Genomic DNA, 23,560 nt, shown 5'->3' with positions numbered 1-23,560 from the left:
GCGCGCGCGAGAGCGCCCCCACTTCGTACGACGGACGGTCGTATGTCACGATTGGCCCAACAGCGAAGATCTTTGCGAGCAGGAGGACAAGCGGTGGCCGGTACCGAGTTGAAGACCACTGGCGTCGACACGGCCGAGGTGCCGTCGGCGGAGTGGGGTTGGAGTGGCGAAGCCCCCCGCCTGTTCCGCGTCATGGGCTGGCTCGTCGCACTGTTCCTGCTGGCGATGATCATCGGCAACCATAACGGCAACGTCGAGAACTGGTTCCTGATCGGCTTCGCCGCGGCGCTCGTCGCCATCCTGGTGCGCGACATCGTCCAGCGGCGGCGCCGGCGGTAGCCGCACCCCCGCAGCAGCGTCGAAGGGCCCGCCCGGTTCGTCCGGACGGGCCCTTCGCGTCCCGGGGGGTGGCGCTCAGTTCTCGGCGGCGAGCTGACCGCACGCGGCCGCGATCTCCTGCCCCCGGGTGTCCCGCACGGTGCACGAGACCCCCTGCGCCTGGACGCGACGGACGAATTCGCGCTCGACCGGCTTCGGGCTGGCGTCCCATTCGCTGCCCGGCGTCGGATTGAGCGGGATCAGGTTCACGTGTACCAGCGGGCCGAGCGCCTTGTGCAGCTTCTTGCCCAGCATGTCCGCCCGCCACGGCTGGTCGTTGACGTCGCGGATCAGGGCGTACTCGACGGAGACGCGGCGACCGGTCCGGTCGGCGTAGTAGCGCGCGGCGTCGAGCACCTCGGCGACGGGCCAGCGGTTGTTGACCGGCACCAGCGTGTCGCGCAGTTCGTCGTCCGGGGTGTGCAGCGACACGGCGAGGGTCACGCTCAGATCCTCGTCGGCCAGCCGGCGGATGGCCGGAGCGAGGCCGACGGTGGAGACGGTGACCGACCGCTGCGACAGGCCCAGTCCCTCCGGGGGCGGCGCGGTGATGCGCCGCACGGCGGCCACCACACGCTTGTAGTTCGCCAGCGGCTCCCCCATGCCCATGAACACCACGTTGGACAGCCGGCCCGGTCCCCCGGCGACGTCACCGTCGCGCAGGGCCGCGGCGGCGGCGCGCACCTGGTCGACGATCTCGGCGGTCGACAGGTTCCGGTTCAAACCGCCCTGGCCCGTCGCGCAGAACGGGCAGGCCATACCGCAGCCGGCCTGGCTCGAGATGCACAGCGTGGCACGGTCGGGGTAGCGCATGAGCACGCTCTCCAGGAGGGTGCCGTCCCCGGCGCGCCACAGCGTCTTGCGGGTCTCGCCGCCGTCGCAGGCCACGTGCTTGACCGGGGTCAGCAACGCGGGAAAGAACGCGGCCCCGACCTGCTCGCGCACCTTCGCCGGCAGATCCGTCATCTTCTCCGGATCGGCTTCGAGGCGCCCGTAGTAGTGCCGGGCCAACTGATCGGCGCGGAAGGCCGGCAGGCCGAGTTCGCGCACGGCCTCGCGGCGCTGCTCGGCATCGAGATCGGCGAGGTGGCGCGGCGGCATGCCGCGTTTGGGCGCGTCGAAAACCAGGGGAAGAGAGGAGGGCATAATGAACCATTATCCATCAGGGCGGCAACGCCGGTTTTCCTCGCCGAATGCGGTGTGCACCGGCGGCCGGAGCGAGATGATCGAGCCATGACCGAACGCCCTGCGGATCTCCCCGAACCGCCACCGGACCTTCCGGTCCGGGGTCAGCTCGAGCCTCAGGGGGCGACGAAGGCCACGCCCGAGTCCAACGTCCGCCCGGCACCGGAGATTCCCCTCGACCGCAGCCGGGCGGCCTCCACGTGGACCGGCCTGGTCATCGGTGTTCTGGTGCTGATCCTGCTGCTCGTGTTCATCCTGCAGAACCTCGACCCGGTCACCATGGAAATGTTCGTGTGGGAGTTCACCCTGCCGCTCGGGGTGAGCCTGCTCCTGTCGGCCATCGCCGGGGCCCTCGTCATGGCACTGGCGGGCGGTGTGCGGATCCTGCAGATCAAACGCGCCGCGAAGCGGCGGTAACACCGCGCCGCCCGGCGGCGGGTGACGAACACAACGCACCCAATTTCCCCAAGGCGGCGACAACAGGGCACCCTGGAGACAAGACCTTCACCCGAGGAGCCTGACGTGACCGCCCACCTGGATGCCCCCGCCTCCGCCACCGTCGCACCCGAGCTCGCCCGATCCTGGCTGCTCGTTCCGGGCAACGCCCCGGAGCGGTTCGCCGCGGCCGCCGCGTCCCCGGCCGACGCCGTGATCCTCGACCTCGAGGACGCCGTACCGGCGGCCGGTAAGGCCGCCGCGCGCGATGACGTCGTCGAATGGTTGCGCGGTGGTGGCCGTGCCTGGGTGCGGATCAACGACGCCACCACTGTGCACTGGGCCGACGATCTCGCCGCGCTCGCCGGGGTGCCCGGCCTGCAGGGCGTGATGCTCGCCAAGACCGAGAGCGGCCAGCAGGTCGACGCCACGGCCGCTCAGCTGCCGGCCGGCACCCGCATCCTCGTGCTCATCGAATCGGCGGTGGGCCTCGAGGCCACACCCGAGATCGCCCGCGCCGACGGTACGTTCCGGCTGGCGTTCGGCAGCGGCGACTTCCGCCGCGACACCGGGATGGACGACTCCCCCCTCGCCATGGCCTACCCGCGTTCCCGCCTGGTGGTGTCGAGCCGGGCGGCCCGCCTGCCCGGTCCCGTCGACGGGCCGTCGCTGACCGACGACCCCGAGGTCCTCGAGCGGGAGGCGAAGCTGACCGCGTCGATGGGAATGACCGGGAAGCTGTGCATGACTCCGGCCCGGGCACCGTTCGTCAACGCCGCCCTCAGCCCCAGCTCCGACGAGGTCGGCTGGGCACACGAGGTGATCGACACGCTCGGCGAGGACGGCCGCGGGGTGCGCGACGGCAGCGACCTGCCCCGCCTGGCCAAGGCGAAGAGGATCAGCGAACTGGCGCGGGTGTTCCGCATCCGCGGCACCCACCACCACCGCTAGGTCCGCGGCACGCGCCGCACGCTCAGGGGATCTCCAGGCCCCGGGGCTTGCGGCGCACATGCAGCCGGTAGCGCACCGTGAGGGTGGTGCCCGGGGTGCCGTGCACCGCTCGCTCGGCGACGCGCGGGCCGAACTCGATGCCGAGGACGCGTTCGAGGGTCGCACGGTCCGGGAAGCGCCATTCGGTGTCGACCCGGCGCAGGTCGAAGCCCTGGGCGGCGAAGAACGCCTCCACCGCCGCCGGGTCGTAGTGCGGCAGGTCCGCGCGCATCCATTCGCCGTACGGATGGGCGGTCGCGTCGAGGTCGACGATCGCGAGCGCGCCGCCGGGCCGCAGCACGCGCATGGCCTCGGCGATGCCCGCCCCGCACCCGGGCCCGAAGAAGTAGGCGGTGCGCGCGTGCACGACGTCGACGGTGCCGTCCGGAAGCGGCAACTGCTCGGCCGAACCGGCCTCCACCCGGACGCCCGGCTGGTCCCGCACACGTCGGCGGGCCAGCTCCACCAGCGGCGGGTGCGGTTCGATGCCGGTCACGGTGCGCGCGGTGGCCGCGAACATCGGCAGGTGGAAGCCAGTGCCGCAGCCCACGTCGAGGACGTCGCGACCGGCCCAGTCGCACGCCTCGCGCAGCGCCGCGTACACCACGCCGTGGACGTCCTGGGCGCGGTTCTCTTCCTCGTAGACCTCCGGCCAGTGCCAGATGTTGGGGCTGGGGACCACCCCGTGCGCGTCGGACCGCTGTCTCCTCGCCACCGGCCTAGACGAAGGCGCCGAGGACGAGCCAGGTGACGAACGCGGACGGCAGGATCGAGTCCAGCCGGTCCATGATGCCGCCGTGGCCGGGCAGCAGGGTGCCCATGTCCTTGATGCCGAGGTCCCGCTTGACCTGTGACTCGATCAGGTCGCTCGCCGTGGCCGTGGCCGCGAGGACGACGCCGAGGAGCGCACCGATCCACCAGGCGGCGTCGAGCAGCAGGGTCACCGTGAGGATTCCGGCGACGGTGCAGGCGAGGACCGAGCCACCGAAGCCCTCCCAGGACTTCTTCGGGCTGATCGCGGGCGCCATCGGGTGCTTGCCGAACAGCACCCCCGCCGCATACCCGCCGACGTCGGACGCGACGCACACGATCATCAGGCAGAACACGCGTGCGGCGCCGTTGTCGTCGAGGACCATCAGCGTCGCGAACGACGCGAGGAACGGCACCCACGCCGCGGTGAAGACGGTGACCGCGGTGTCGCGCAGGTAGTTGCGGGGCCGGCCGCGCAGTCCACGGTCGAACAACCGCCACAGCATCGACACGACCGTGGTGCCGGCGAAGGCGCCGAGCACACCGGTGGTGCCGTAGGGCCAACCGAGCCAGATCATCGCCTGCCCCCCGACCAGGAGCGGGATCCGGGGAACCAGGACGTCCGCCTCACGCAGGCGCTTGGTGACCTCCCACGTGGCGATCGCGATGGCCACCGCGACGACGACGAGCCACGCCTTGGGAGCGAATGCGAGCACCACGATGACGAGGGCGCCGAGACCGGCGCCGACGCCCACGGCCGCGGGCAGGTTCCGGCCCGCCCGGGAGGACTTCTTCACCGGCTCCGCGGTGGGGGTGGCATCGGGCCGCACCGGCGGGACCTCGGGGTCCGCCTTCGCGGCCTCGGCCGCCGAGTCGGCGTCGGTGACGCCCAAGGGGAGCTGCGGGTCGGACGACCCGGCGGCTGTACCCACGGTTAAACCTCCAGCAACTCGGCTTCCTTGTGCTTGACCAGTTCGTCGATCTGCGCCACGTACTTCGCCGTGGTCTTGTCGAGTTCCTTCTCCGCGCGGGTGACGTCGTCCTCGCCGGCCTCGCCGTCCTTCTGGATGCGGTGCAGCTCCTCCATCGCCTTGCGTCGCACGTTGCGCACGGACACCTTGGCGTCCTCGCCCTTGGCCTTGGCCTGCTTGACCAGCTCGCGGCGGCGTTCCTCGGTGAGCTGCGGGATGGAGATGCGGATCAGGGACCCGTCGTTGGTCGGATTGACGCCCAGGTCGGAGTTGCGGATCGCGGTTTCGATCGGACCGAGCTGCGATGCCTCGTAGGGCTTGACGACCACCATGCGCGCCTCGGGGACGTTGATGCTGGCCATCTGCGTGACCGGGGTGGGCGCGCCGTAGTAGTCGACGACGATCCTGGAGAACATGCCGGGATTCGCGCGGCCGGTGCGGATGGATCCGAGATCGTCCTTGGCCACCGTGACGGCCTTCTCCATCTTCTCCTCGGCCTCGAAGAGAGCTTCATCGATCACGGCAGTTCCTCCATGTTCCGTTGTCCGTTCATGACCGTACGAGTGTTCCGATCTTCTCACCGGCGACGGCCCGAGCGATATTCCCCTCGGTGAGCAGGTTGAAGACCATGATCGGCATGTCGTTGTCCATGCAGAGGCTGAACGCGGTCGCGTCCGCCACCTTGAGCCCCTTCTCGATGACCTCGCGGTGGGTGATCTCGGTGAACAGGGTCGCGTCGGGGTCGATCCGCGGATCGGCCGAGTAGACACCGTCGACGGCCTTGGCCATCAGGACCACCTCGGCGCCGATCTCGAGGGCGCGCTGCGCGGCCGTGGTGTCGGTGGAGAAGTAGGGCATGCCCATGCCGGCGCCGAAGATCACCACGCGGCCCTTCTCGAGGTGCCGGCGGGCCCGCAGCGGCAGGTACGGCTCGGCGACCTGCCCCATCGTGATGGCGGTCTGGACCCGGGTGTCCACGCCCTGCTTCTCCAGGAAGTCCTGCAGCGCAAGAGAGTTCATCACCGTGCCGAGCATGCCCATGTAGTCGGAGCGGGCGCGGTCGAGGCCGCGCTGCTGCAGTTCCGCGCCGCGGAAGAAGTTGCCGCCGCCGATGACCACAGCCACCTCCACTCCGGAGCGGACGACCTCGGCGATCTCCTCGGCCACGGTCGTCACCACGTCCGGGTCGAGACCGACCTTGCCCCCGCCGAACATCTCCCCGCCGAGCTTGAGCAGCACCCGACGGAAACCGGGACGTTCCTGGGCGTGTTCGGACATGGTTCTCCTCGGATCGAGCGGTGGATCGGCCCTTTCATCCTGCCTCATCCGACCCCGTGGAACCGAGACGGGGGCGCGAGTGTCCGATCGGCCCGGATATCGAGCCGCCGACGCGCCTCGACCCCGCCGGCGAGCGCCGACGGGGTCGAGGAGACGAGAGATCTAGCTGGCGCCGACCTCGAAACGCACGAAGCGCGAGACGGTGGCGCCGGCCTCGTCGAGCAGCGCCTTGACGGTCTTCTTCGAGTCCGTCACCGAGGCCTGCTCGAGCAGCACGACGTCCTTGAAGAAGCCGTTGAGACGGCCCTCGACGATCTTCGGCAGGGCGGCCTCCGGCTTGCCCTCGTTCTTGGCGGTCTCCTCCGCGATGCGGCGCTCGTTCTCGACCGTGTCGGCCGGGACCTCGTCGCGGGTGAGGTACTTCGCCTTCAGCGCGGCGACCTGCATCGCGGCGGCGCGGGCGGCCTCGGCGGCGGCGTCGCCCTCACCGGAGTACTCGACGAGCACGCCGACGGCCGGCGGCAGGTCGGACGCACGCTTGTGCAGGTACACGGCGACGGGGCCGTCGAACACGGCGAGGCGGCGCAGTTCGAGCTTCTCGCCGATCTTGGCGGAGAGCTCCTGCACCAGGGTGTCGACGGTCTTGCCGTCCACCTCGACAGCCTTGAGGGCCTCGAGGTCGGCGGGCTTGGCCTCGGCCGCAGCGGTGACGATCTTCTCGGCGAGAGCCTGGAACTCGTCGTTCTTGGCGACGAAGTCGGTCTCGGAGTTGAGCTCGATGAGCACGCCGTTCTTCGCGGCGACCAGGCCCTCGGCGGTGGAGCGCTCGGCGCGCTTGCCCACGTCCTTGGCGCCCTTGATGCGCAACTGCTCGACGGCCTTGTCGAAGTCGCCGTCGTTGTCGGCGAGCGCGTTCTTGCACGCCAGCATTCCGGAGCCGGTGAGCTCACGCAGACGCTTGACGTCGGCGGCGGTGTAGTTCGCCATGGGAAGCGAGCCTCCTGTGTCTGTTGTGCGCGATGGGTGCTCGCGCGGGAGTTTCCTCTGATGCGGCTCGGTCGCGTGCGTGTGCACTGATGCGGCGCGGTCGCGTGCGACGGCCCCGACCATGATCTCAGGATCTACCGGTCGGGGCCGCGCATCGGATCAGGCTTCGGCGGAGGGCGCCGCGTCGGCGGAGGGCGCCGCGTCGGCGGCGGGGGCCTCGGCCTCGGCGGCCGGAGCCTCGGCCTCGGCGGCGGGGGTGGCCTGCGCGAGCAGCTCCTGCTCCCACTCGGCGAGCGGCTCGCCGGCGCCGGACTCCGGCTTGGCGTCCTTGTCGGCGCTCTGGCCGGCACGGGCCTGCACGCCCTCGGCGACGGCGGAGGCGACGACCTTGGTCAGCAGCGCGGCCGACCGGATCGCGTCGTCGTTGCCCGGGATCGGGTAGTCGACGACGTCGGGATCGCAGTTGGTGTCGAGGATCGCAACGACCGGGATGTTCAGCTTGCGGGCCTCGCCGACGGCGATGTGCTCCTTGTTGGTGTCGACGACCCAGATCGCCGACGGCACCTTGGCCATGTCGCGGATGCCGCCGAGGGTGCGCTCGAGCTTGGTCTTCTCACGCGTGAGCATGAGAATTTCCTTCTTGGTGCGACCCTCGAAGCCACCGGTCTGCTCCATCGACTCCAGCTCCTTCAGGCGCTGCAGGCGCTTGTGGACGGTGGAGAAGTTGGTGAGCATGCCGCCGAGCCAGCGCTGGTTCACGTAGGGCATCCCGACCCGGGTGGCCTCTTCCGCGATGGACTCCTGCGCCTGCTTCTTGGTGCCGACGAACAGCACGGTGCCACCGTGGGCGACCGTCTCCTTGATGAACTCGTACGCCTTGTCGATGTACGTCAGGGTCTGCTGCAGGTCGATGATGTAGATGCCGTTGCGGTCGGTGAAGATGAACCGCTTCATCTTCGGGTTCCAGCGACGGGTCTGGTGGCCGAAGTGGGCGCCGCTGTCGAGCAGCTGCTTCATTGTTACGACAGCCATGGCTGTTCTCTCTTTCGGTTCGGTTGCCGCGGGAGATCGGGTGATCCCCGCCCTGGCGTCCGCATGCCCGTCGGACCCTTGCGGGACCGGCCGACGGCCATTTTCCGATGACGCCCGGCACACCGGGCGGCGATCAGCGCGCGGACGCGCGAAGTCGATCTGCGAACACAGACCGCTCGAACAGTGTACGGCCTTGCCCCGCGGGAACCACAACTGCCTGATCAGCAGGCCGGTTCGGCCGATCTGTGGATGGATCGGGTGGTTGTCCACAATGTCGACGAGGCCCTGTCGCACGCCGGCGCCGCCCGGCACGCTGGGCGGATGAAGATCGCCGGGATCGCCGTCCTGACCGCGCTCACCGCGCTCGCGGGTTCGGTTCCCGCCGCGGCCGCCCCGCGCGAGTTCGGCTGGCCGCTGCATCCACGGCCGACCGTGGCCCGCCCCTTCGACGGTCCCGAGCACGACTGGCTTCCCGGACACCGCGGCGCCGACCTCACCGGCCGGCCCGGTCAGCCGGTGCGCGCCGCCGGCGCCGGGGTGGTGGTGTTCGCCGGGACCGTCGCCGGCAAACCCGTCGTCTCGGTGGCGCACGCCGGCGGGCTGCGCACCACCTACGAGCCGGTGACCGCGACGGTGACGGCCGGCCGGCGCGTGGAACGGGGTGATCCGCTCGGCACCCTCGAACCGGGCCACGAGGGCTGCCGCGCCCCGGCCTGCCTGCACTGGGGTCTGCGCCGGGACCGCGACGACTACCTCGACCCTCTGCCGCTCGTGCGGTCGGTGATCCGTCTCCAGCCGGTTTCCCGTAGGCCGCGGCTCCGCTACGCGCGACGGCCGATCAGGTCGCGGCTCCGCTCCGCTACGCGCGACGGCCCATCAGGTCGCGGCTCCGCTCTGCTACGCGCGACGGCCCATCAGGTCGCGGCTCCGCTCCGCTACGCGCGACGGCCCATCAGGTCGCGGCTCCGCTCCGCTACGCGCGACGGCCCATCAGGTCGCGGCTCCGCTCCGCTACGCGCGACGGCCCATCAGGTCGCGGCTCCGCTCCGCTACGCGCGACGGCCGGCGGCGTGACGCCCCGACACCGTCGCGAAGTCGTCGGCGACCATGGCGGCGAGCTCGAGGAAGGCCCGGCGGGTGGCCGGGCGGAGCAGGCCGAGGTCGATCTCGGCCCCCTCGGCGAGGTGCTCGTCGAACGGCACCACCTGCACGGCCCGGCACCGCGCGAGGAAGTGGCCCGTCACAGCCTCCATGTCGATGTTGGTGGCCCCGGGCCGGGCGGCGCTGATCACCACGACGGTGCGTTCGACGAGCGCCCCGAACCCGTGGTGCTGCAGCCAGTCGAGGGTCGCCGCGGCGCTCCGGGCGCCGTCGATCGCCGGGGACGCGACCAGCACAAGGGCGTGGGCGAGGGCGAGCACACCACGCATGGCCGAATGCATGATGCCCGTGCCGCAATCGGTGAGGACGACGTTGTAGTACACCCGCAGGATGTCCACGACCCGGCGGTAGTCGTCCTCGCTGAACGCCTCCGACACGGCCGGGTCGCGTTCACTCGCAAGCACCTCGAGGCGGCTCGGTGCCTGGGAAGTGTGCGCGCGGACGTCGGAGTAGCGGGAGATCCGCGGGGCCGCGGCGAGCAGGTCGCGCACCGTGGACTCGGTCTGCTGCGGCACCCGCTGTGCGAGCGTGCCGAAGTCGGGATTCGCGTCGACCGCGATCACGCAGTCGCCCCGCAACGAGGCGAACGTGGCGCCGAGCCCGACGGTGGTCGTCGTCTTTCCGACACCGCCCTTGAGGGAGAGCACGGCGATCCGGTAGTCGCCGCTGATCGGCTGCCGGACCCGGTCGACGAGCTCGCGCCTGTGTGCCTCGTCGGCCGATTCGCCGGGCGCGAGGATTCCCCCGGTGAGCCGGTGCACGCCGCGCCGCCAGCCGGTCACCGGGGTGCGACGGGACCGCCGGACGAGCGCACCGGAGGTCAGGTCCAGGTTCGACGGCCGCGGCTCCGACGCGTCGAGCTCCGACGAGACCCCTCGGGACGACGTGGATAATGTCGAACAAGGCTGCCCCGCATTATCTTCCGACATCCGCGGGGGCACCTCGTCGGGTTCCGAGCCGGACTCCGGCGAAGCCGGCACGGGCTCGGCGGGGCGACGCCCCGCCGGATCACTCGGCGGCACGGCCTCTTCCGGACCCTCGGCGGCTACCGGCCCGGTGACCGCGGCTTCGGCTACCGGTGGTTCGGCGACCACCGGTTCCGTCGCCGCCGGCTCGGTCGTCGCCGGCTCGGTCGTCGCCGCCTCGGGAATCGCGGGTTCGACGACCGGCGATTCGGGCACGGAGTCGGGACGGCGTCGTGGTGGCATGCCGAACGGAATCGACGGCACCGGAGCCGGGAGGCGAACGGGCTCGGCAGCCGCCGGCGGCTGCACGGACGGCTCTCCCTCGACGGGCCCCCCGACCGTCCGGTCACTCCCCCGGCGCCTGCCCCGGCGACCGGTCGGCGCCGGGTCGGGCGCCGGCTCGTCCCGAAGCCAGGCCGGCAGAGCGTGCGTCGACTCGTCGTATGCCACTGATCCCCCCGGATTGCACAGCAGATGCGGCGGCGACCGTACCAAACCGCACCGCGGCCGTCGCCGCGTACAGGTCACGCCCGCGGATGCGCCTGTTCGTGTGCCGCACGCAGCCGTGCTACCGAGACATGGGTGTAGAGCTGGGTCGTCGCCAGGCTCGAGTGCCCCAGCAGCTCCTGCACCACCCGCAGGTCGGCGCCCCCCTCGAGCAGGTGTGTTGCGGCGCTGTGCCGCAGCCCGTGCGGCGCGAGATCCGGCGCGCCGGGGACGGCGGCCACGGTCTCGTGGACCACGGTACGGACCTGGCGCGGGCCCAGCCGACCGCCGCGTTTGCCGAGCAGCAGGGCGGGCCCCGAATCCGGGCGCGCGAGGGCGGGCCGCCCGGTGCGCAGCCACGCGTCGAGCGCGGCGGCCGCGGGCGCCCCGTACGGCACGGTCCGTTCCCTGTTGCCCTTGCCGACCACGCGCAGCGCCCTGCGCTCGGTGTCGACGTCGTCGACGTCGAGTCCGCACAGCTCACCGACCCGGATACCCGTCGCATACAGCAGTTCCAGCACGAGCCGATCCCGCAGTGCCACCGGCTCCATCTCGCGCGCACCGGCTTCCGCAGCGGTCATCACCTCACAGGCCTGGTCGGCACGCAGTACCGGCGGGAGAGTGCGATGGGTGCGGGCCGATGCCAGCCGCGCCGCGGGATCGTGGTCGAGCCGGCCCGTGCGAGCCAGCCACGCGCAGAAGGTGCGGGCGGACGAGGTGCGCCGCGCCAGGGTCGTGCGGGCGGCGCCACTCGTCACCTGGCCGGCGAGCCAGGAGCGGAGCACCTCGAGAGTGAGGTCGGCGATCCGCGCATCCGGGTGGCCGGCCTCGAGGTGAGCGAGGAGGGTGCGGATGTCGGTGGTGTACGCGCGGATCGTGTGGGCCGACCGGCCGCCCTGCAGGTCGAGGTGCTCGACGAACTCCTCGAGGTGCACGGCGAGGGGCGGCGGCAGCGCGGTGTCCATGGCCGTCACCGTGCGCCGTGGGCACCGCCCACGCAACCGAACACGCCGACCGAGGGCACACTAAGGTTAGTTCGTGAGTAAAACGATTCCGTTGCCGATGCTGTTCGGACTGGCATTGCTCTCCGCCACCGCGCCTCTGGCCACCGACATGTATCTGCCCGGACTGCCGGTCATGTCGGAGAGCCTCGGCACCAGCACGGTCGGTATCCAGCTCACTCTCACCACGTTCATGGCCGGCCTGGGTGTCGGGCAGCTGATCGTGGGGCCGCTCTCCGACGGGTGGGGCCGGCGCCGCCTGCTGCTGGCGGGCACCGTCGTCCTGGCCCTGAGCAGCGCCCTGTGCGCGACGGCACCGACGGTGGAGGTGCTCATCGTGGCCCGGTTGATCCAGGGCTTCAGCGGCGGCACAGGAATCGTGCTGGCGCGCGCGGTGATCGCGGACCGCGCCCGCGGCAACGAGGCCGCCCGCCTGTTCAGCGTCATGATGATCATTGGCGGTGTGGCACCGATCGTCGCGCCCCTGCTGGGCGGCGTCCTCCTGGGGCCCATCGGCTGGCGCGGCATCTTCTGGGTCCTGACGGGCCTGGCCGTGCTGATGATCGTCGCGGTGCTCACGGTCGTCCCGGAGACCCTACCGCCCGAGCGACGCCACAGCGGGGGCCTGGCGATGCTCGCCCGCAACTTCGGCACGGTGATCGGCAACCGACGGTTCGTGGGCTATGCCGCGACGTTCGCGCTCGGCTTCGGCGCGATGTTCTCGTACATCTCCGCGTCACCGTTCGTGGTCCAGGAGGTCATGGGCATGACGCCGGGACAGTTCTCCCTGATCTTCGCCGCCAACTCGGTGGGCCTCGTCGCAGGCAACATCGTCAACACCCGGCTCATCGGCCGCTTCGAGGTGCGGGACCTGTTGCGCTACGGCGTGACCCAGATGCTGACCGCCGGGGTACTGCTGGTGCTCGCGGTCCTGGTGGCCGACACGAACCGCTGGTTGGTGCTGCCGCTGCTGTTCCTCGTCGTCTCCAGCCTGGGCTTCGTCATGGGCAACGCGACGGCGCTGGCGCAGGGGCAGGTACCGAAGGCCGCGGGCACCGGTTCCGCGGTCATGGGCGCGTCCCAGTTCGGCCTGGCCGCCCTGGTGTCGCCGCTGGTCGGGCTCGGCGGGGAGGACACCGCGCTGCCGATGGCGCTGGCGATAGCGATCTCGGCCGCGCTGTCCATGACCGCGCTGCTCACCCTCACCCGCGAGCGCGCCTGAGCACCGTCACCGCGCCTCGACCGTCGCGAGTTCGCGCTTCCACTCCCGGAAGCCCTCCTCGCTGCGGCCGCGCCGCCAGTACCCGGAGATCGACGCGCGTGCCGCCGGAACCCCGCGGGTCTTGCGGATGTACGGCCGCAGGTGGTGCATGACGGTCTCCGCCTCGCCGTGGATGAACACGTGCGGATCTCCCGGAAGCCACTCGGCGCCGGTCACCGCGGCGACGAGCGGCGCGTTCGCGCCGGAGAGGTCCGGCCCGACGGCCCCGGCACCGGAGCCGCGGTGCAGCCAGGTGACCTCGACGCCGGGGGGCGCCGCGAGGTCGATCTCGTCGGCGGCGTCGGTGACCTCGAGGAACACCCGGCCCACTGCGTCCGGCGCCAGCGCCTCGAGCGCCGCGGCGACGGCCGGTATCGCGGTGTCGTCACCGGCGAGCAGGTGCCAGTCGGCCTCCGGATCGGGCCGGTAGGCGCCGCCCGGCCCGCGGACCACGACAGTCTGCCCCGGCCGGACGGATGCCGCCCAGGGTCCGGCGACACCGTGATCGCCGTGGACGACGAAGTCGATCGCGATCTGCCTGGACCGCGGGTTCACTGCTCGCACCGTGTAGGTGCGCAGGACCGTCTCGCCGCCCGCCTCCAGTTCGAGTTTGACGTACGAGTCGGTGTACGGGCCGGGTTCGAACTCGTCGAATCCGGGACCGCCGAAGTGGACCCGCACCAGGTGCGGGGTCAGGCGTTCGCTGCCCGTCACCGTCAGGGTTGTCGATCGCGGGGTCTTCGGGGCCACGCCCACCTCCATATTTGCTCAGGCTTACCTAACCAGGGCAGCCTACGCGTGCGGTCCGGCCGCAGCCACAGCACCGCCTCGCCGTGGCACCAGCGGGATCGCCCGATCCGCCGAAATCGCGACGGAATTCCGCCATCGTTGCGGTATGCGAGAAACGATGAGCACCGTCACGTCGCAGTACCTGACCAGCCTGGTCGGCGCCCTCGAGGACACGGACCGGCGGCGCGAAACGATCGGCGCACAGCTGGCCGAACTCGAGTACGTCCTGCTCCAGACCGGAGAGACCGAGCTCGCGGCCCAGGTGACGAAGGTACTCGGCGACAGGTACTACAAGCCGATCCTGTCCAAGGCCGAGGAGCTGCGCGGGCACGAGCAGTCCTGACCGTCACACGCTGCGCGCCCAGCCGGCCCCCTCCCGCTGCACGTGTCCCTCCAGCTCGAGCAGCGGCAACGCCGCCCGCACCCGCTCCACGAGCAGCCCCGACGCCTCCGACAGCTGCTGCACCGACACCGCCCCCACCGCCGGCAGGGCCTCGTACACGGACGCCATGTCGCCCGAGAGCCCGTCGAGCGCACGCGCCCACCGCCCGTCGCCGTCGTCGCTCACGCCCATCGGGCCGATCTCCTCGACGACTTCGCGCGCGGTGCCCACCAGCCGCGCCTCCTGCTCCCGGATCATCCGATGACAGCCCTGCGACGCCGCCGAGGTCACAGGCCCCGGCACCGCCAGCACCGGACGCCCCAGCCGCCGCCCCCACGCCGCCGTGTTCCGCGCCCCGCTGCGCCACCCCGCCTCCACCACCAGCACACCTCCGCCGAGCGCGGCGACCAGCCGATTGCGGGCCAGGAACCGGAACCGCGCCGGCACCGTCCCGAGCGGATACTCGCTGACCACCGCCCCGTGCTCGGCGATCTGCCGCAGCAACCCGGTGTGCGCCGCCGGATACGCCCGGTCCACCCCGCACGCGAGCACCGCCATCGTCGCGCCGCCGACCCCCAGCGCCGCCCGATGCGCCGCGGCATCGACCCCGAAAGCCGCCCCCGACAACACCGCCCACCCGTCCATCGCCAGGTCCCCGGCGATCTCCGCGGTCACGTTCTCCCCGTAGCCGCTCGCCGCACGCGTGCCGACCACGGCGACGGACCGCTCGACCAGCTCGTCGATGCGCCGCCGACCCACCACCCACAGCGCCACCGGCGCCGCATCGGTGTCCGCGCCGTCGAGGCCGTCGAACGCCAGCAACTGCCACGCCGGCCACTCCGCGTCGTCCGGCGTCACCAACCGTCCACCCAGCCGCGCGACGAGCTTGAGATCCTGCGCCGCCGAGTCGAGATGGGCACGTGCGACGGTGCGACGGCGTAACGCGCCGCCGATCGAGCCGTCGCGCACGGCCGCGGCGACCGCCTCCGGGCCGTCCGCCTCGATCGCAGCATTCAGCATCCGCGACGCACCCTGGGCGACCGTCGACAGGTACGCCCACGCCAGCCGGCGCGGCTCCGCCGCGCTCACGCCGTCCCCCGATCCCGGAAATCCAGCGCCGCCGCCACCTGCACCTCACCCGGTGCGTCCAGTTCGGCCAGGTCCGCCAACGTCCAGGCGACTACAAGAGCCACGCCGTGGCGGTTGTACCGCGTCGTCGTTATCGCGGAGCCCGACGTTACCCAGCCCGCCCGGTCATATCCCCGAACCGGCGGGGCGCTCTCCCGGTGAGTCTGGCCAGGCGTCGCGGAGAGTCCACAACGAGCTCGTCCCCGATGGGGCCGGGCTACTCGTCGTGGTCCGACGCGGTGCGGAGAGGCGGTCCGTGGGAGCTCCGGGGAGGGGTATTCGACACCGGCACCCTTGGGTGCTCCTCGAGGTCCGGGACAGCACGGGCCGCCAGGCCCGTTCCGTTTCCCTCCGCCCTACCGGGACCCTGTGCTGGCGGTGTCCGGGCGCGTCCGTACGCTCACTCCTCGGGTCGGGACAACACGATTACAGGAGGGGAACGTGGCAGCAGAGCCGGGTATTCGCGTGTGGGAGCCGGTCGGTACGGACTTCATCGCCTACGGGTACAGGGTGTCCGACGCGAACAGCGAGCCCGTTGCAGTGACGCCGCCCGGGAGCCCGGAGAGGCTCTTTGCAGAGGTATCCGACATTCTCAAGGGCGGGGCGGGACCGTTCGTCCAGCAGGGGGACGAGAAGTTCTACGTACACAAGGTGGAGGCAGACGGCCCTACACTTCGGCGGGTCCACTCGGAGACCGCTCCGCCGTTCGGTGAGTGGCGCGAGGTGACCGAGTAGCCACCGCCCCCAAACACGGAGAGGCCCCGCCGGGGAAGGACCAGCGGGGCCTCTCGTCGTCCCGGCGGTGCCCACCGCCGGACGTGTCGGGTTACGGCGTGGCGGCGGTGGCCACCTTCACCACGCCGGACGGGTCACCCACCACGACCTCGAACCGCGACTCCACACGAGCCCGGATGAGGTTGCGCTGGAAGTCCTCGCCCACCTCCGTCCACCGCACGGCCACCGCCCCGTCCCAGTAGACGGAGACTTCCGTCCGGTCCAGCACGAGGCCGGTACCGACCGGCAGGGCGGTGGAGACGATCACCGGCACGCCCCAGAGGGTCCGCGTGGCCCGCTCCGTGATGCTGGAGACCGCCTCGAGGACGCCGGAGCCCTGGGCACGGGCCGTTTCCGCCAGCTCCCAGTCCTCCGGGCGAAGCACGATCACGTGGTTGTCCTCGTGGCCCACCGCCTCGAGCTTGGTGATGGCAGCACGGACGGACCGGGCCACGTCCGTGGTGAACGCCTGCACCTGGATCCCGGACGTGGCGAGGATGCCGTGGAGGTTCGGATTCACGCCGTCCCCGTTGAGGACCTGGCCCTCCACGGCGTCGTACAGGCCGCGGATGAGCTCGTTCCCCACGAACGAGTTGAGGGACGGATTGTCCGACAGCCAGTAGTGCGGGACCGGCTCCGACAGGTGCGCGATCACCTCCAGCTTGGCCTCGAGCTTCTCCAGGCCCAGCACGGTGGTGGGCTTGAGCTCACCCTCCGCCACCGGGGCGGCGTTGTTGTCGCGGACCCGCTGGACGAGGACCTCGAACGTGGGGGACACCGGCACGATGGCCGGGAGGATCTCCAGGAGGCGATTGGACGGGTGGCCCAGCTCCTCCACCTCCGGCAGGAGCAACGAGGAGGTGACCGCGGCCCCGGTGGGAGCCAGTTCCTTGGCTCCGTCCGGCTTCATTGACTTGGCCAGATCGCGGCCCAGGGCCTTGCCGGCCTTGCCGGACAGTCCGATACGGCCCGTGAAGCCACCGCCCCCGCTGGGGAGGTTGCTCGGGTCCGCGATACCGGCGGCCAGCCGCCTGGCCTTGGCGGTGATCTCGTCGTCACTCTGGATCTGGCGGAGCGCGTCGGCATGGCGCTGGGCGTTGGCCAGGGCCTCGTCATACGTGGCCTTCTCGGAGGTGGTCAGGTCGTCGCGCCCCGCCGCCTTGGCGGTGTCCAGGATGCGGCGGGCGGCGTTGGTGTGCTCCAGGGCCTTGGCCCGGAGGTCCGCCATACGTTCACTCTTGGTCTTGTACATGAGATGTGCTCTCTCCGTGTGAGATTGGGCGATTCTCAGACGGACGGATTGAGGTCCGGGTCATGGCCCCCGATGGCGGGGACGGCTCCCGCGGACTGTGACCGCTGGCCTGGGAGGTGACCGGGGCGTGGTTTCCGCTGGCGGTGGCGTCCCACCACGGGCGGCTACAGCCCGACGCCGGACCGGTCCCTCACGAGCGAGTGTATCGACTTCCGTTACGTAACGTGTCACGACACGAAACGAAAGCCGGGGCGGTGGGAGCATGTGCCCACCGCCCCGGCGCCCGGCCTACCGGGCTACGAGGACCCGCCCGCGTACGGGTTGTCCGTCTCGTCCGGCTCCACCGCCTTGGCGGACAGGCGGCCCTCCGCGGACGGAGTGAGCCCGAACTCCTGCGCCCACGACCTCACAGACCGCTCCGCGGCCTCCAGGATGGCCACCGCCGGGTGCTTGACGAGCGAGCCCGTGGAGCCCGGCACGGTGAGCCCGTCGCGGTCTATGGCCTCCTGGGCGTCGTGGAGCCGTTGGACGGCCCGGCAGTACGTCTCGAACGCCGTACGGTCGATGGCCTTGGAGAGCTCGAGGCGGTCCAGCTCCGGGGCCACCGCCGCCCACTCCGCCGCCGCCCTGGGCGGTAGATCCTCCGGCGGCGGCCCCAGCGGCTCCCGTTTGAACCCGGGACCCGGGTTGATCCGCCGTCCGCCGGAGTCGTAGCCCTCCCGGCGTCCGGTGACCAGTTTCAGAGCCGGTGGCCGTGGCGCCGGCCCCCGCCTACCCACGGTCCCCACCGCCCTCGTCCGTCTGCTCCTCGTCCAGGACCGCGTGGACCGCGGTCTCCGGGAGCGCGTACGCCGCCTCCAGGAGCTCCGCCTCCGCGGAATCGGCCAAAATCGCCAGGGCGGCGGAGCGTCCACCGGCCATCTTGGCGACCGTGGCGGCGGTCCACCGGGCCATCGTGGCGAACGCAACGGGGGCCACCTCCCGGTCCATCCCGGCGGCGAGTTCGGTGAGCCGTTCCACGTCCCCCGCCGCCGCCGCGTAGAGGGCGGCGGAGACGGTGAGCGTTGCCTCCGCCTCGTTGAGCTGGCGAGTGATGTTGTCTGTCATGGCATTACCTCCATCTTGGTACAGATTATGGTTCAAAATCGGGTCGTTACCGGAGCCCGCGCGCAGAACACCGAGTGGCCGGGCTTCATGGCCACGAGCTGTGGACTCTCGCGGTCCCCCTCCCCGGGGGTGGCCCGTCCCGGCTCTGTGCGCCACGGAGACGGACGAGGACGGGCCGGGAAGGGCAGAGGGTCACCGCTTCCGCCTCCGGCCACGCTGGGCCTCGTCTGCGGTCTTGCGGTCATGGCACGGCTTGCACATCGGAGCCAGGTTGGCCTCACTCCACATGGCCCCGCCCTCCGCCACCGGGACCACGTGGTCCAGCACGGTCGCCAGCTCCCGATGGCACGTGGAGCACAGCGGGGACTCCTGGAGGATCCGCTCCCGGAGCCGCCGCCACCGCCTGGAGTTGGTGCCGGAGGTCTGGCCGGTCCGCGTGGATCCTTCCCACGGCTTACGGCACGGGCACCGCGGCCCGGTGAACGTGCGCCTGCAGCGGTCGCACTGGCGCGGCGGTGCGGTGGGCATTACGCCACCTCCTCGTGGTCGTGGGTGAGTCGCTCCCGTGCCCGCTTGCGTTCCCGGAGCACGTCGGTCCTCGTGGCGTAGCGGTTGGTCGATCCCCGGGCGGGGACGAGCTGGGAGGGCACCGCCCCGTCCTGGACGCCGGGGACGTTGTGGAGCCGCCCCGCTACCACGCCCGCCAACCCTCCCGTGGCCGCCACGTCCCGGCACGAGGCCAGCACGGGACACGTGAGGCAACGGGCCTCCGCCGCCTGCCAGCGGTCCAGGGCGGCCTCCCGGGACTCTCCGGCGTCGTCCAGGCCGGCGTCCCAGAGGTACGCCTGGGGACCGGCACATGCCGCCCCGCGGAGGTCCGGCGTGGCCCGGAGGATGGCGGCGGCCAGGAGGGCGTCCCGTTGGCGGGGCATCCGGCCCATGTACGTGGTCACGCCTGGGCCTCCGCCGCCGCCACGGGAGGGATACGGGCCGGGATGGCCTGGCCCTCCCCGACGAGTCGGGTCCGGTCGATCGGGGCCGCCTCGTCGGCGCGGACGATGCCACCGCCCTTGACGACGAGGGGGACGACGAGGACGCCGCCCTCCGTGGGGATGGTGGCCAGGGCCACGGCGGGATGGCTCCAGCCGTGCTCACCGTTGTCCCGGTAGCGGGCCAGCGTGAGGTCCGCGGGAGCCGGGACGATGGTCGATCCGGCGGGGAGGGTGGGGTAGCTCATGGGTTGCTCCTGGGTTGTGAGGTTCGGGGAGGGACGAGGGACGCCGCCGCCCGGCGGATCCGTCCCGGTGGCCGCCGCCCCGACGAGTGCCACCGCCCCCGCCTCCACGACGGCCTCTGCCGCCCTGTTCAACCTCCACCGCCCTGTACCCGCGGACGTGTCCTGTCCTGGGGCTACTACGTAGCCCCCAGGACGCCAGGACACTCGCTCCGAAACCGTCCTAGGACACTTCCAGGACACTCCAGGACACTCCCCCTCTTGGGCGGCGTCAGCGCAGGTAGGCGGCGGTGAACAGTGTCCTGGCGGTGTCCAGGACACTCCGGCCCCCAGAGTGTCCTGGAACGCTCCAGGACACTCCGCCCGAAAATGGCCCCTCCGGGGGGCGGTGTGAACGGCCATCACCGCCCCTTGGCCGGGTTGTGGAGGCGGGGCGGGCGGTCCTGTTCCGGCACGACCACGAGGGCGGGGCGGGAGGCGGTGCCCACGTCCTTGAGCCATCCGTCCGCCAGGAGTTCCTTGATCGTGGACTCCAGGCGGTTCTTGGTCACCCTTACGTCCACCACGCGGTCCCCGTCGTTGACCGCGTACGTGGTCCCGGCCTCCCAGAGGCCCGTGTAGTGGCGAGCGGAGTGCTCCGGGTCCTTCTCGATCCGCTCGAGGATCCACCCGCGGTGAGCGGTGTCCGCGGCGGTGCGCTCCGCCAGCCGCTTGGCGTCCCGGCCCTCGGTCTCCGGGACGAACCGGAGCCGGTTGTCCTCGCCCAGGACGAGCTCCCCCAGCGGGACACCGACGCCTCGGCCCTTGGCGGTGAGAAACCGCCGGGCGTCGAAACCCTCCCCGTCCCGGGACATGTCCCAGAGGACGGACGGCCAGCCGGAGATGGCGGAGCTACCACGGGCACGCCCACCGCCACCGTGGCCGGAATGGTGGGTGAGGATCACCACGTCCAGCCCAGCCCGCCGCTTGAGCTCGTTGAACGCCTCCAGCGGCTTCTGGGCGTCGGCGTCGTTCTCGTCCACGCCCATGGCGATGAACAACGGGGCCAGCGGATCGAACACGAGGGCGGAGACGTTCCCCTCCTGGAGCATGGCCACCGCCCGGTCCATGTTCTCCGGGATGGTGAGGTCCCAGTCCCCGACGATGCCGGAAGTGTCCACGAGGTCCACGCGGTCCGTCCGCCGGATACCACGGGCGGCGAGGACCTCCAGGAGCTCCGCCCTGCCCTGCTCCGTGTCCACAACCATGACGCGGCCCTCGTGCGCGACCACCGGGAAATGGTCCAGGTACGGGTCCCCGTCCGCCAGGGACCGTACGAGCTCCGCCACCAGGAGCGACTTCCCGCCCTTGTACGGGCCGGAGAGGACACACGTGGCGTCGGCTTTGAGGAGTCCCTCGATACGCCAACGGGTTTCGGGGACGCCCTCCGCCAGCGCGTCGGCCAGCGAGACCGGATCAGCCGGCGGCAGGTCCCCGCGACGGGCGGCGGCGTCCTCCCGGCGGAGGATCTCCTGGGCCTCCTGGCGCGCACGGAGCCGGACGAGCTCCCGGCGGACCAACCGCTTGTACTCGTCCCCCTGCCCGTTGGCCGTGGCCTCGTTCCGGGCGTCGTTCTCTGCCTTTCGCTTGGCCTCCGCCGTCTGGGCGTGGGCCTCGTGGGTCCGGATGGCCTCCTCCGCCTGGGCGGCCCCGTGTCGTTTCACGAGACGCCGCTGGAGCTCCTCGAACGCCACCCGCAGGATCTGGGTAGGTGCCAGCGACTCCCGGAAGGCGGGAGGGTGCTGGAGGTACCGGGACGCGAGCGTCTCCAGCGCATCGTCCGGCCATGAGGACGGCTCCCCCGGGCGGTCCTTCACGGCCCGGTACGCCTCACTCCACCGGGTCGTGCTGCCGGAACCCTGGAACGGGAACACGGGCATCGTGGACCGCGGGGAGCCGCCATGGGGAGGCGGTGGCGGGGTGGCCGCGAACGGGTCGGTTACGGGCTCCGCGGCCGGATCTCCGGTACGCTGGGATCCGTTGGCGGATTGCACTCCTGCCGATACGTCCAGGGAGGCGGCCTCACCGGAAACGGTGGGGCCGTTTTCTTTGCGGCTCATGCCGATGCACCGCCCCGGATGATGGCGGCCAGGCGGTCCTTCTGGGCGGCGGTGAGCGGCGGGGCGGAGGCCAGGACCTCCTCTATGTGGTCCTGGATCCGGGACGCGGCCAGCTCACGACGGAGGTCCGTCGTGTCGGCGTTCGGGTCCTTCCGGAGGGTGACTCCGAGATGGCCCGCGATGGAACGGGAACGGGTAGAGATGGCCACGGGTACTCCTGGTGAGCGTGAATCAACTCACCAGGCACCTGGGGGAAGTCACCGCCCGGACCGCCGGTTGTCCCCACGTAGGCCACTGGTCCGCTACCCGCCGGGATCGGCCCGGTGGGGCGGGTGCTGGGGAGGTCTCCCCCTCCAGCCAACGCCGTCAGCTTTCCGGTGACGAATCACCGGGCGGGTCTACGGTCCAGGTGTCCCCGCTGGAGGCCAAGGTACATGGTGTCCAGGGACCATGCAACCAAAGCCGTCATAAGATCCGTTGCCCTGCAGTCAAATTGACTTCACTCTCCGGTACGCCACACGATGCCCACGGTCCGCGGATCGAATGTCCGCCGCCCCCGCCCCGGGGAGTAGAGCGTCACCTCCGCCAGGGTCTCGATTACCGAACGCCTACGGGCCGTGGACAATTCGCTCCACGCCGCCGCCACGTCCCCGGAGGACACGAGGGGTGCGATCACGTCGGAGGCCCCAGCGGCGGCTATCTCCGCCTCCAGCTCCGCCAGCCGGGACCGCGCGCGCTCGTTGGCGGTGCGGAATTGTTGCCGGGTCATGATCCCGTCCGCGTAGTCCACCGCCAGGTCCTCGAGGCGGCGACGGAGAACGTCCGCCTCCGCGGACAGGTCCCTCGTGTCCGCCTCCACCGCCGGAGCGAACACGGCCAGGGCGTCCGGCTGGGACAGACGGGCCACCATCACCGCCTCCACGTACTCGTCCACCGGGTCCGCCATCCGCTGCATATGGGCGGCGGCGGAGCAGCGATAGGCCCGGACGTTGCGCCGGGCTCCGCCCGCGTGGACCGTGGCACCGCATACGCCGCACCGCCCCACGCCCGTGAGGAGGGCCACCGCTCCGGGGGTGCCCTTCCGCCGCCCCGGGTCCGTGAGGACGGCGACGACGGCCCGCCAGGTCTCCTCCGGGACGATGGGATCCCACACGGCCCGGCCCACCACGAACGAGGCCGGATCCCGGCGGTACTCCCGGTGGGAGCCCTCCGGGCGGTGGCGGCGGAGGCCGGCGTTCCGGGCGTTGAGGAGCACGTCCCGGACCGCGGAGCGTTCCCAGCGGCTCCCCTGGGGCGTGGTGAACCCGGCGGCGTCCCAGGCCCGCGCGATGGTGGCCACGGACTCCCCCGCCAGGACCGCCTCGTACCCGGCCTTGACCGCCGCCGCCTCGTCGTCGCGGATCGTCACGCCGTCCGCCTCGTAGCCGAACGCCCGCCGCCCTCCCACGTACCGGCCCTGGGCGGCGGCCTGGGCCACCGCGGACCGTTGCCGGGCGGACTTGCGTTCCACTTCCCCCTGGGCCACCGCCGCCAAGATCCGGACGACGAGGCGGCCCGCGTCCGTGGACGTGTCCACGCCATCGGAGGCGGTCACCACGGCCACGCCGTGGGCCTCGCACCGCTCCAGGACCGCCTCGAGGTCCCCCAGCCGCCGGACGAGTCGGTCCACGTGGCGGGCCGCGATCACGTCCACGTCGCCACGGTCCACCGCCGCCATCATGTCCTCGAACGCGGGACGCGGCTTACGGGCGGTGGCGGACGTGTCGTTGTCCACGTACTCCCCCGCCACGGTCCAGCCGCGGCCCTGGACGAGCCGGAGCACGTCCTCCCTCTGGCGCGAGATGCCGTACTCGTTGCCGTCCCGGTCCTGGGACTGTCGGAGGTACACGGCCACGCGCTTGGTCATGCGCCATAG

26 protein-coding genes and 1 pseudogene are annotated in these 23,560 nt (G+C 71.6%); 7 read left to right on the top strand and 20 right to left on the bottom strand.

What is annotated here, in order from left to right:
- Positions 1–93 precede the first annotated feature (93 nt).
- Complete coding sequence (locus ISO16_RS01270) at positions 94–339, top strand: DUF2631 domain-containing protein (protein WP_006937434.1); 246 nt, start codon at positions 94–96, stop codon at positions 337–339.
- Positions 340–414: 75 nt separating this feature from the next.
- Here ISO16_RS01270 and rlmN read toward each other — a convergent pair whose 3' ends face one another.
- The gene (rlmN, locus tag ISO16_RS01265) at positions 415–1,524 is read right to left on the bottom strand and encodes a 23S rRNA (adenine(2503)-C(2))-methyltransferase RlmN (protein ID WP_065922642.1); all 1,110 of its coding nucleotides are present in this window, start codon (positions 1,522–1,524) and stop codon (positions 415–417) included.
- An 87-nt stretch (positions 1,525–1,611) separates the two neighbouring features.
- Here rlmN and ISO16_RS01260 point away from each other — a divergent pair, with 87 nt between their 5' ends.
- The gene (locus tag ISO16_RS01260) at positions 1,612–1,980 is read left to right on the top strand and encodes a LapA family protein (protein ID WP_006937437.1); all 369 of its coding nucleotides are present in this window, start codon (positions 1,612–1,614) and stop codon (positions 1,978–1,980) included.
- A gap of 105 nt (positions 1,981–2,085) precedes the next feature.
- Positions 2,086–2,949 carry an HpcH/HpaI aldolase/citrate lyase family protein gene (locus tag ISO16_RS01255; RefSeq protein WP_006937439.1) on the top strand — a complete coding sequence of 288 codons (864 nt, stop codon included), beginning with the start codon at positions 2,086–2,088 and terminating at the stop codon, positions 2,947–2,949.
- A 22-nt stretch (positions 2,950–2,971) separates the two neighbouring features.
- On the opposite strand, the gene ISO16_RS01250 is transcribed toward ISO16_RS01255, so the two are convergent.
- The 6 genes from ISO16_RS01250 to rpsB form a co-directional block, all read right to left on the bottom strand.
- Entirely contained in the window at positions 2,972–3,670 is a 699-nt protein-coding gene (locus ISO16_RS01250; protein ID WP_065922643.1) for a class I SAM-dependent methyltransferase, read from the bottom strand.
- Between the two features lie 37 nt (positions 3,671–3,707).
- Positions 3,708–4,670: a phosphatidate cytidylyltransferase gene (locus ISO16_RS01245; protein ID WP_072635105.1), complete on the bottom strand. Its 963-nt coding sequence runs from the start codon at positions 4,668–4,670 to the stop codon at positions 3,708–3,710.
- A gap of 2 nt (positions 4,671–4,672) precedes the next feature.
- Positions 4,673–5,230: a ribosome recycling factor gene (gene frr / locus ISO16_RS01240; RefSeq protein WP_006937444.1), complete on the bottom strand. Its 558-nt coding sequence runs from the start codon at positions 5,228–5,230 to the stop codon at positions 4,673–4,675.
- Positions 5,231–5,258: 28 nt separating this feature from the next.
- Positions 5,259–5,987: a UMP kinase gene (gene pyrH / locus ISO16_RS01235; RefSeq protein ID WP_006937445.1), complete on the bottom strand. Its 729-nt coding sequence runs from the start codon at positions 5,985–5,987 to the stop codon at positions 5,259–5,261.
- A gap of 162 nt (positions 5,988–6,149) precedes the next feature.
- The gene (tsf, locus tag ISO16_RS01230; protein WP_006937446.1) at positions 6,150–6,974 is read right to left on the bottom strand and encodes a translation elongation factor Ts; all 825 of its coding nucleotides are present in this window, start codon (positions 6,972–6,974) and stop codon (positions 6,150–6,152) included.
- 159 nt (positions 6,975–7,133) lie between these two features.
- Entirely contained in the window at positions 7,134–8,006 is an 873-nt protein-coding gene (gene rpsB, locus ISO16_RS01225) for a 30S ribosomal protein S2 (RefSeq protein WP_043800040.1), read from the bottom strand.
- A gap of 321 nt (positions 8,007–8,327) precedes the next feature.
- On the opposite strand from rpsB, the pseudogene ISO16_RS28555 reads away from it, so the two are divergent.
- Positions 8,328–8,813 (top strand): annotated as a pseudogene (locus ISO16_RS28555) (M23 family metallopeptidase); the annotation flags it as partial.
- A gap of 242 nt (positions 8,814–9,055) precedes the next feature.
- Here ISO16_RS28555 and ISO16_RS01215 read toward each other — a convergent pair.
- Together ISO16_RS01215 and ISO16_RS01210 are read right to left on the bottom strand one after the other, a co-directional pair.
- A complete protein-coding gene (locus ISO16_RS01215) occupies positions 9,056–10,441 on the bottom strand; it encodes a MinD/ParA family ATP-binding protein (RefSeq protein ID WP_139311003.1) in 1,386 nt (461 codons plus the stop codon).
- Between the two features lie 215 nt (positions 10,442–10,656).
- Entirely contained in the window at positions 10,657–11,583 is a 927-nt protein-coding gene (locus ISO16_RS01210; protein ID WP_006937450.1) for a tyrosine recombinase XerC, read from the bottom strand.
- Between the two features lie 97 nt (positions 11,584–11,680).
- On the opposite strand from ISO16_RS01210, the gene ISO16_RS01205 reads away from it, so the two are divergent.
- Positions 11,681–12,841 carry a multidrug effflux MFS transporter gene (locus tag ISO16_RS01205; protein WP_072635096.1) on the top strand — a complete coding sequence of 387 codons (1,161 nt, stop codon included), beginning with the start codon at positions 11,681–11,683 and terminating at the stop codon, positions 12,839–12,841.
- A 6-nt stretch (positions 12,842–12,847) separates the two neighbouring features.
- Here ISO16_RS01205 and ISO16_RS01200 read toward each other — a convergent pair whose 3' ends face one another.
- Entirely contained in the window at positions 12,848–13,642 is a 795-nt protein-coding gene (locus ISO16_RS01200; protein WP_072635095.1) for a siderophore-interacting protein, read from the bottom strand.
- Between the two features lie 145 nt (positions 13,643–13,787).
- Between ISO16_RS01200 and ISO16_RS01195 the strand changes: the two genes are divergently transcribed.
- Positions 13,788–14,012, top strand: coding sequence for a hypothetical protein (locus ISO16_RS01195; protein ID WP_072635094.1), 225 nt, complete (start codon positions 13,788–13,790; stop codon positions 14,010–14,012).
- 3 nt (positions 14,013–14,015) lie between these two features.
- On the opposite strand, the gene dprA is transcribed toward ISO16_RS01195, so the two are convergent.
- Positions 14,016–15,140 carry a DNA-processing protein DprA gene (dprA, locus tag ISO16_RS01190; RefSeq protein WP_072635093.1) on the bottom strand — a complete coding sequence of 375 codons (1,125 nt, stop codon included), beginning with the start codon at positions 15,138–15,140 and terminating at the stop codon, positions 14,016–14,018.
- Positions 15,141–15,620: 480 nt separating this feature from the next.
- Here dprA and ISO16_RS01185 point away from each other — a divergent pair, with 480 nt between their 5' ends.
- On the top strand, positions 15,621–15,914 hold the full coding sequence (locus tag ISO16_RS01185) for a hypothetical protein (protein ID WP_139311002.1): 294 nt from the start codon (positions 15,621–15,623) through the stop codon (positions 15,912–15,914).
- A gap of 91 nt (positions 15,915–16,005) precedes the next feature.
- Here ISO16_RS01185 and ISO16_RS01180 read toward each other — a convergent pair whose 3' ends face one another.
- The 9 genes from ISO16_RS01180 to ISO16_RS01140 all read right to left on the bottom strand — a co-directional run bounded on the left by ISO16_RS01180 (position 16,006) and on the right by ISO16_RS01140 (position 23,551).
- Positions 16,006–17,181: a phage major capsid protein gene (locus ISO16_RS01180; protein ID WP_170914073.1), complete on the bottom strand. Its 1,176-nt coding sequence runs from the start codon at positions 17,179–17,181 to the stop codon at positions 16,006–16,008.
- A 320-nt stretch (positions 17,182–17,501) separates the two neighbouring features.
- Positions 17,502–17,984 (bottom strand): phage terminase small subunit P27 family, encoded by a 483-nt coding sequence (locus ISO16_RS01175; RefSeq protein ID WP_072635104.1) that lies wholly within the window; start codon positions 17,982–17,984, stop codon positions 17,502–17,504.
- A complete protein-coding gene (locus ISO16_RS01170; RefSeq protein ID WP_072635090.1) occupies positions 17,977–18,312 on the bottom strand; it encodes a hypothetical protein in 336 nt (111 codons plus the stop codon). The genes ISO16_RS01175 and ISO16_RS01170 overlap by 8 nt, the downstream gene beginning before the upstream one ends.
- Positions 18,313–18,504: 192 nt before the next feature.
- A complete protein-coding gene (locus ISO16_RS29030) occupies positions 18,505–18,840 on the bottom strand; it encodes an HNH endonuclease signature motif containing protein (RefSeq protein ID WP_072635089.1) in 336 nt (111 codons plus the stop codon).
- Positions 18,840–19,265 (bottom strand): hypothetical protein, encoded by a 426-nt coding sequence (locus ISO16_RS01160; RefSeq protein ID WP_072635088.1) that lies wholly within the window; start codon positions 19,263–19,265, stop codon positions 18,840–18,842. Before ISO16_RS01160 ends, ISO16_RS29030 begins: the two co-directional genes overlap by 1 nt.
- Positions 19,262–19,549: a hypothetical protein gene (locus tag ISO16_RS01155; RefSeq protein ID WP_072635087.1), complete on the bottom strand. Its 288-nt coding sequence runs from the start codon at positions 19,547–19,549 to the stop codon at positions 19,262–19,264. Before ISO16_RS01155 ends, ISO16_RS01160 begins: the two co-directional genes overlap by 4 nt.
- A 398-nt stretch (positions 19,550–19,947) precedes the next feature.
- On the bottom strand, positions 19,948–21,402 hold the full coding sequence (locus ISO16_RS01150; RefSeq protein WP_170914072.1) for an AAA family ATPase: 1,455 nt from the start codon (positions 21,400–21,402) through the stop codon (positions 19,948–19,950).
- Between the two features lie 239 nt (positions 21,403–21,641).
- Positions 21,642–21,854, bottom strand: a complete 213-nt coding sequence (locus ISO16_RS01145) for a hypothetical protein (protein ID WP_072635085.1) — start codon at positions 21,852–21,854, stop codon at positions 21,642–21,644.
- 290 nt (positions 21,855–22,144) lie between these two features.
- Positions 22,145–23,551: a recombinase family protein gene (locus ISO16_RS01140; RefSeq protein WP_072635084.1), complete on the bottom strand. Its 1,407-nt coding sequence runs from the start codon at positions 23,549–23,551 to the stop codon at positions 22,145–22,147.
- Positions 23,552–23,560 lie beyond the last annotated feature (9 nt).

The sequence above is a fragment of the Rhodococcus sp. M8 genome, from assembly GCF_015654185.1.
Lineage (GTDB): Bacteria > Actinomycetota > Actinomycetes > Mycobacteriales > Mycobacteriaceae > Rhodococcus > Rhodococcus aetherivorans.
The sequence above is the reverse complement of the archived record's forward strand: the minus strand, read 5'-3'. Positions and strand labels throughout refer to the sequence as shown.